This is a genomic window from Micromonospora sp. KC207, assembly GCF_004348615.1.
Classification (GTDB): Bacteria; Actinomycetota; Actinomycetes; order Mycobacteriales; family Micromonosporaceae; genus Micromonospora.
Genome location: NZ_SMKJ01000316.1, coordinates 1 through 7,432 on the forward strand (window position 1 = coordinate 1; position 7,432 = coordinate 7,432).

Below are 7,432 nucleotides of genomic sequence, written 5' to 3' on the forward strand. Positions count from 1 at the left end.
GGCGGCAAGAAGGTCGTCGGGTACTTCGCCGAGTGGGGCGTCTACGGCCGCAACTACCATGTCAAGAACATCCACACGAGCGGGTCCGCCGCGAAGCTGACCCACATCCTGTACGCCTTCGGCAACACCACCGGCGGTCGCTGCGCCATCGGCGACAGCTACGCCGACTACGAAAGGGCCTACACCGCGGCCGACAGCGTCGACGGCGTCGCGGACACCTGGGACCAGCCGCTGCGCGGCAGCTTCAACCAGCTCCGCAAGCTGAAGAGGATGTACCCGCACCTGAAGGTCATCTGGTCCTTCGGCGGTTGGACCTGGTCGGGCGGCTTCACCCAGGCCGCGCAGAACCCGACCGCGTTCGCCGAGAGCTGCTACAGCCTGGTGGAGGACCCGCGCTGGGCCGACGTGTTCGACGGCATCGACGTCGACTGGGAGTACCCGAACGCCTGCGGCCTCACCTGCGACGCCAGCGGCCCGAACGCGTTCGGGAGCGTGGTGTCCGCGCTGCGGTCGAGGTTCGGCTCCTCCGCGCTGGTCACCGCTGCGATCACCGCCGACGGCAGCACCGGCGGCAAGATCGACGCCACCGACTACGCCGGGGCGGCCAGCCAGCTCAACTGGATCATGCCGATGACGTACGACTACTTCGGCGCCTTCAACGCGCAGGGTCCCACCGCCCCGCACTCCCCGCTCTACTCGTACGCCGGCATCCCGCAGGCGGGCTTCAACTCCGACGCCGCGATCCAGAAGCTCAAGGGCAAGGGCATCCCGGCCGGCAAGCTGCTGCTCGGCATCGGCTTCTACGGCCGGGGTTGGACCGGGGTCACCCAGTCCGCGCCGGGCGGCGCCGCCACCGGCGCCGCCCCGGGCACCTACGAGGCCGGCATCGAGGACTACAAGGTGCTCAAGAACACCTGCCCGGCCACGGGCACGGTCGGCGGCACCGCGTACGCCAAGTGCGGCAGCAACTGGTGGAGCTACGACACCCCGTCGACCATCGGCGGCAAGATGACGTACGCGAGGAACCAGGGCCTCGGCGGGGCGTTCTTCTGGGAGCTGTCCGGCGACACGACCAACGGCGAGCTGATCGGCGCCATCTCCGGCGGCCTCGGCTGACGCAAGGAAGGGCCCCTGCCAACGCATTCGGTAGAGCAGGGGTCCCCTGTTAACCACCCCGGGCCCGGGAACCGTGTGAACGGCGGTTCCCGGGCCCGGCACGGGCGTGGCACGGGGGCGATGTGTCAGACTCGCCCATCGACGGGTCCCGGTGCCGGGGCCGAGGGGAGGAACGAATGGGCGTGACGAACACCAGGGCGGCGCTGGTCGCGACACTCGCGATCCTCCCGTTCGCCCTGCTCGGCTGCGGCAGCGACGCCGAGGAGACCGCCGAGCGGCAGCCCGGCCGGGCGCCCGCCGAGGAGGCCGCCGCGAAGTCCCGGGAGCGGGTGCAGGCGTACCTCGACGCGATGATCGCCAAGGACGTGGCCGCCGGGCGCAGCCAGCTCTGCGCCCCCGCCCAGGAGGGCTTCGACGCCGCCGCGACCGGCCCGAACGGCGACTTCGCCGACCACTTCACGGTGTCCGGGGCGACGATCACCGACGTGCGTGCCGGCGCCAGCGGGCAGGAGGTCAGCACGGAGATCACCGTGACCTCCGGTTCCCGCAGGGCCACCCGGCCGCTGCTGTTCACCGTCACCCGCAGCGGCGCCGACTGGTGCGTCGCGAGCGAGGCGCCGGGCGGGCACACCCCGGAGCCGTCGGTCACCCCCTGACCTCGCCCCGGCCACGCGGGCCGGGCCCGGTGACCTCCCAACTGCCGGAATCGTCTGCCTCGGCCGTCGTCGGCTCCGGCGGTCGCCGTACGCTTTCGTCATGCGCCATGAGTGGCATCAGCTGAGCCATCCCGCGGTGGGCAGCCCGGGCCTGCAGACCAGCCGTCCGACCGTCGACTCCGCCGAGGACGCCGCCCTCGGCCTGGACCGCTGGCGGGACCTGCCCCGCGCGCAGACACCGCCGTGGTCGGACCAGGCCCAGGTCGCCGAGGTCTGCAAGGTGCTCGACACCGTGCCGTCGGTCGTCGCGCCGTACGAGGTCGACCAGTTGCGGCGCAAGCTCGCCCTGGTCTGCGAGGGCAAGGCGTTCCTGCTCCAGGGCGGCGACTGCGCCGAGACGTTCGCCGACAACACCGAGAGCCATCTGCTGGCCAACGCCCGCACCCTGCTCCAGATGGCGATCGTGCTCACCTACGGGGCGTCCCTGCCGGTGGTCAAGGTCGCCCGGGTCGCCGGGCAGTACACCAAGCCCCGGTCGCTGCCGACCGACGCCCGCGGGCTGCCGGCCTACCGCGGCGACCTGATCAACTCGCTGGAGGCCACGCCGGAGGCGCGGGTCGCCGACCCGCAGCGCATGATCCGGGCGTACGCGAACTCGGCCGCAGCGATGAACATGCTCCGGGCGTACCTGGCCGGCGGGCTGGCCGACCTGCACGCGGTGCACGACTGGAACAAGGGCTTCGTCAAGAACTCCCCGGCCGGCGAGCGGTACGAGGCGATCGCCCGGGAGATCGACCGGGCCATCGCGTTCATCCGGGCCTGCGGGATGACCGAGGACGACGCGCTGCGCACGGTCACCCTCTACTGCTCCCACGAGGCCCTGGCCCTGGAGTACGACCGGGCGCTCACCCGGGTCTCCGACACCCGGGCGTACGGGCTGTCCGGGCACTTCCTGTGGATCGGCGAGCGCACCCGGCAGATCGACGGGGCGCACATCGACTTCATCTCCCGCATCGCCAACCCGATCGGTGTGAAGCTCGGCCCGACCACCACCCCCGACGAGGCGATCGAGCTCTGCGAGAAGCTCAACCCGGAGAACGTCCCCGGCCGGCTCACGCTGATCAGCCGGATGGGCAACCACAAGGTCCGCGACACCCTGCCGCCGATCGTGGCGAAGGTCACTGCCGCCGGTGCCAAGGTGGTCTGGCAGTGCGACCCGATGCACGGCAACACCCACGAGTCATCCAACGGCTACAAGACGCGGCACTTCGACCGGATCGTCGACGAGGTGCTCGGCTACTTCGAGGTGCACCGGGGGCTGGACACCCACCCGGGCGGCCTGCACGTCGAGCTGACCGGCGAGGACGTCACCGAGTGCCTCGGCGGCGCGCAGGGCATCGAGGACCTGGACCTGCCCGACCGGTACGAGACCGCCTGCGACCCTCGGCTGAACACCCAGCAGTCGCTGGAGCTGGCCTTCCTGGTGGCGGAGATGCTCCGTGGCTGACGCGAGGAGTGAGCTTGCGAGCCCCGCAGTCGGCGGCCGGAACCAGCACCGTGGCTGACGCGAGGAGTGAGCTTGCGAGCCCCGCAGTCGGCGGCCGGAACCAGCACCGTGGCTGACCGCGGGGGGACGGTCGTCGACCTGCGCTCGGACACCGTGACCCGGCCCACGGCCGGGATGCGGGAGGCGATGGCCGCCGCCGAGGTCGGCGACGACGTCTACGGCGAGGACCCGACGGTCAACGCCCTCGAAGCCGAGGTCGCCGAGCTGTTCGGGCACGAGGCCGCCCTGTTCGCCCCGACCGGTTCGATGGCCAACCAGATCGCCCTGCAACTGGTGGTGCCGCCCGGCGATGAGCTGCTCTGCGACGCCGACGCACACGTGGTCACGTACGAGATCGGCGCGGCGGCGGCGTACGGCGGAATCTCGTCGCGGACGTGGCCGGCGGCCGGCGCGGATCTCGCCCCCGACGTGGTCGCCGGGATGGTCCGGCCGGACGGCTACTTCGCGGTGCCGACGCGGGCGATCGCCGTCGAGCAGACCCACAACCGGGGTGGCGGCGGGGTGATTCCTCTGGGCACCCTGCGCGAGCTGCGCCGGGTCGCCGACACCGACGGGCTCGCCCTGCACTGCGACGGGGCCCGGATCTGGCATGCGCACGTGGCCGACCGGGTGCCCCTGGCGGAGTACGGGGCGCTGTTCGACACGCTGTCCGTCTGCCTCTCCAAGGGCCTCGGCGCGCCGGTCGGCTCGCTCGTCGTGGGCAGCGCCGAGCGGATCGGGCGGGCCCGGACGATTCGCAAGCGGATGGGCGGCGGGATGCGCCAGGCCGGCGTGCTCGCCGCCGCCGGCCGGTACGCCCTCGCCCACCACGTCGACCGGCTCGCCGACGACCACGCGAAGGCCGCCCGCCTGGCGGAGGCGCTCGCCCCGTTCGGGGTGCTCGTCTCGCCGGTGCGCACGAACCTGGTTCCGCTCGACCTGACCAAGACCGAGCTGGACGCGCGGGGCCTGGCCGCCGCCGCCCGGGCCGAGGGTGTGCTGATCTCGGTGCTCGGCCCGCGCCTGGCCCGCCTGGTCACTCACCTCGACGTCGACGACGACGCGATCGACCGGGCCGCCGCCGTCCTCATGGCCCTCCTGCGCCGCTGAGCACCCGCCCCGGGTCAGGGGTGCAGGCGGTTGAGGGTGGCGATGTCGGTGGCGTGGCCCTCGTGCTTCTCCGTCGGGGTCTCCACCACGATCGGGACGCCCGCCGTGGCGGGATGGGCCATCAGTTCGGCGAACGCCGGCTCGCCGATGCTGCCCTTGCCGATGTTCTCGTGCCGGTCCCGGGTCGAGCCGCACAGGTCCTTCGAGTCGTTGGCGTGCACCAGCCGCAGCCGATCGGGCCCGACCGTGGCCACCAGCGTGTCCAGGCAGGCCGTCATCCCGCCCTCGGCGGCCAGGTCGTGCCCGGCGGCCCAGGCGTGGCAGGTGTCGAAGCAGACGCCCAGGCCGGGGTGGCGGTCGACCGCGTCGAGGTACGGGCCGAGGTGCTCCACCCGGGAGGCCAGTGACCGGCCGCCGCCCGCGCTCGGCTCGACCAGCAGCAGCGGGCCGCCCGCCGCCACGGTTTCGTCGAGCAGCGGCAGCAGGGCCTCGCGTACCTGGCGCAGGGCCGTGTCGGCGTACCCGGCGTCGACCGCGCTGCCGGCGTGGAAGACCACGCCCCGCGCGCCGATCGCCCGGCCCCGGCGCAGCGCGTGGGCCAGGGTCTGCGCGGATCGTTCGACCGTGGCCGGGGTGGGCGAGCCCAGGTTCACCAGCAGGGACGCGTGGATGAACACGGGCACCCCGCGCGCGGCGCAGCCGTCGCGGAACAGCGCGTCCTGGGCCGGGTCGCCCGCCGGCAGCGCCCAGCCCCGGGAGTTGGACACGTAGACCTGGACGACCTCGGAGGCGGCGGCGTCGACGTATGGCAGGGCCGCCTTCGCCAGCCCGCCCGAGGTGGGGGTGTGCGAGCCGACCGGCCGGCGCGGTGCGGGCGTGCTCACAGGCAGCCGATCGTGACCGGGGTGCCCGGCGGAACCGGCGAGTTCTCCCCCGGGTTCTGGAACCGGACGATGCCGTTGGGGTTGAACTGCACGTTCACCGGCAGGCCCAGGCCCTCCAGTTGCTGCTTGGCCTGCTGGCAGGGCAGGTCGACCACCCGGGGCACGACGACCTGCGGCGGGCCCTTGCTGACGTCGAGCTTGACCTGGGTGCCCTTCTCCACACCGGTGCCGTTGCCGGGACTCTGCCCGAGGATCTCGTCGCGCGGCCTGTCCGAGTCCTTGTACGTCTCCACCGGCACCAGGCCGAGCTGGGCCAGGGTGGTCCGGGCGTCGGTGAGGTTCTTGCCGACCAGGTTGGGCACCGACACCGGGGCCTTGCCCTTGCTGAGGATGACGGTGACCTTCGTACCGGGCTTAACCTCGGTGCCGACCTTCGGGTCAATGGCCACCACCACGCCCTCGGGCAGGTTGTCGTCGTAGCGGGAGCCGCCCTTGGCCACCACCAGCTCGGCGTTGGTCAGGTCGGCCTCGGCGAGTTCGAAGTCCTTGCCGACCACGTCCGGCACCGGCAGCCGTTCCGGGCCCCGGGACAGGGTGAGGGTGATCGTGCCGCCCTTGACGATCCGGGCCGCCGAGGTCGGGTCCTGCGCCAGCACGGCGTCGCGGGGGATCTTCTCGTCGTAGCGGGGCTGCGCGTAGCGCAGCACGAACCCGCCCCGGCCGGCCTGCCCCTCTGCCTCGGCCTTGTTGAGACCGACCAGCTCCGGGGCCACCGTGTACCGGCCCAATCCGAACCACCAGCCGGTGAGCGCGACGACCAGGCCGAGCACCACCACGGCCGCCAGGACGCCCCTGCGGCCGCGCGGGTCGCCCATGATCCGGGTACGCAGCGCGGCGAGCCGCGACGCCGGCCCGTCGCTTCCGGGGACGGCCCGACGGGGGTGCGGACGCTGCGGCTCGGGCTCCGGCAGCCGCGCCCAGGCCGGGCGCTGCACCGGCCGGACCGCCGCGACCGCCATGGTCGGCTGGGCCATCGGGTTGGTCTCGTCGGCCACCGGGCGCAGCACTGCGGTGTGCGTGTTCGGGTTGCCCAGGTCGTCGCGGGCCACCTGGACCTCGGCCAACAGGGCGCCGGCGTCGGTCGGGCGCGCGCCCGGGTCGCGGCGGGTGGCGCGGGCGACCAGGTCGTCGAGCGCCCGGGGCAGGCCGGGCACCAGCGTCGACGGGGCCGGCACGTCCCGGTCGACGTGCTGCCAGGCGACGTCCACCGGGCGGTCGCCGTCGTAGGGGACCCGGCCGGTGAGCATCTCGAACAGCACGATGCCGGCCGAGTACACGTCGGTGCGGGGGTCGGAGCGGCCGTCGGTGACCAGCTCCGGGGCGACGTACGCCACGGTGGCCATGAGCTGGTTGCCCGGCTCCTCCTCGGCGCTGGCCTCCACGGCCCGGGCCAGCCCGAAGTCGGCGACCTTGACGACGCTGTCGACCAGGTTCGCGGCCCCGCCGGTGGGCGCCTCGGCGACCAGCACGTTCTCCGGCTTGACGTCGCGGTGCACCAGGCCGGCGCGGTGTGCGGCGGCGATCGCGGCGAGCATCTGCTCCATGATCGCCAGCGCCTCGTCGGGGTTGAGCCGGCGCCGCTCGGCGAGCACGTCGCGCAGGGTCCGGCCGCGCACGTACTCCATGACCAGGTACGGCAGGCCGCGGTGGGTGCCCTGGTCGTAGACCGCCACCACGTTCGGGTGGGTCAGCCGGGCGATGGTCTTCGCCTCGTCGGTGAACCGCTCCAGGAACCCGGCCGCCCGGCTCCGCGCCTCGGGAGCCTGGGTCGGATGAATGATCTTGACTGCGACGGTGCGCTCCAGGCGCTCGTCGGTGGCGGTGTACACGGTCGCCATGCCGCCACGGGCCACGCGACCGCGGATGCGGTAGCGCCCGTCGATCAGCGAGCCCAGCAGCGTGTCAGCGACCTGTGTGTCCATCGGCAGGCAGTCTATGTCTCCGGAGGGTGGAGGTTGCACAGGATGCTACAGCCGGATGGCGCGGCACCGCCCACGCCGCGCTCGCGTGGCCCCGCCGACAGCCCTCCGACCAGGGCGGCGGCCCGGGGTATGGAGGGC

General features: G+C 73.2%; 6 protein-coding genes. 4 read left to right on the forward strand and 2 right to left on the reverse strand.

What is annotated here, in order from left to right; all coding sequences use genetic code 11:
* The 4 genes from E1258_RS27730 to E1258_RS27745 all read left to right on the forward strand — a co-directional run.
* A partial coding sequence (locus E1258_RS27730; protein WP_132406309.1) for a glycoside hydrolase family 18 protein occupies nucleotides 1-1,116 on the forward strand: 1,116 nt, incomplete at its 5' end.
* A gap of 176 nt (nucleotides 1,117-1,292) precedes the next feature.
* On the forward strand, nucleotides 1,293-1,772 hold the full coding sequence (locus tag E1258_RS27735; RefSeq protein WP_165949919.1) for a hypothetical protein: 480 nt from the start codon (nucleotides 1,293-1,295) through the stop codon (nucleotides 1,770-1,772).
* A 100-nt stretch (nucleotides 1,773-1,872) separates the two neighbouring features.
* A complete protein-coding gene (locus E1258_RS27740) occupies nucleotides 1,873-3,279 on the forward strand; it encodes a class II 3-deoxy-7-phosphoheptulonate synthase (protein WP_007072197.1) in 1,407 nt (468 codons plus the stop codon).
* Nucleotides 3,280-3,453: 174 nt separating this feature from the next.
* Nucleotides 3,454-4,428, forward strand: a complete 975-nt coding sequence (locus tag E1258_RS27745) for a GntG family PLP-dependent aldolase (RefSeq protein ID WP_243715732.1) — start codon at nucleotides 3,454-3,456, stop codon at nucleotides 4,426-4,428.
* Between the two features lie 14 nt (nucleotides 4,429-4,442).
* Here E1258_RS27745 and E1258_RS27750 read toward each other — a convergent pair whose 3' ends face one another.
* Both E1258_RS27750 and pknB read right to left on the reverse strand, forming a co-directional pair.
* Complete coding sequence (locus E1258_RS27750) at nucleotides 4,443-5,312, reverse strand: deoxyribonuclease IV (protein ID WP_132406315.1); 870 nt, start codon at nucleotides 5,310-5,312, stop codon at nucleotides 4,443-4,445.
* Entirely contained in the window at nucleotides 5,309-7,294 is a 1,986-nt protein-coding gene (pknB, locus tag E1258_RS27755; protein ID WP_132406317.1) for a Stk1 family PASTA domain-containing Ser/Thr kinase, read from the reverse strand. The genes E1258_RS27750 and pknB overlap by 4 nt, the downstream gene beginning before the upstream one ends.
* Nucleotides 7,295-7,432 lie beyond the last annotated feature (138 nt).

Bases quoted from the DNA above. Each gene is read 5' to 3' on its own strand.
- E1258_RS27745 (WP_243715732.1), top strand. From the start codon at position 3,454: ATGCGGGAGGCGATGGCCGCCGCCGAGGTCGGCGACGACGTCTACGGC.
- E1258_RS27735 (WP_165949919.1), top strand. From the start codon at position 1,293: ATGGGCGTGACGAACACCAGGGCGGCGCTGGTCGCGACACTCGCGATC.
- pknB (WP_132406317.1), bottom strand. From the start codon at position 7,294: ATGGACACACAGGTCGCTGACACGCTGCTGGGCTCGCTGATCGACGGG.
- E1258_RS27740 (WP_007072197.1), top strand. From the start codon at position 1,873: ATGCGCCATGAGTGGCATCAGCTGAGCCATCCCGCGGTGGGCAGCCCG.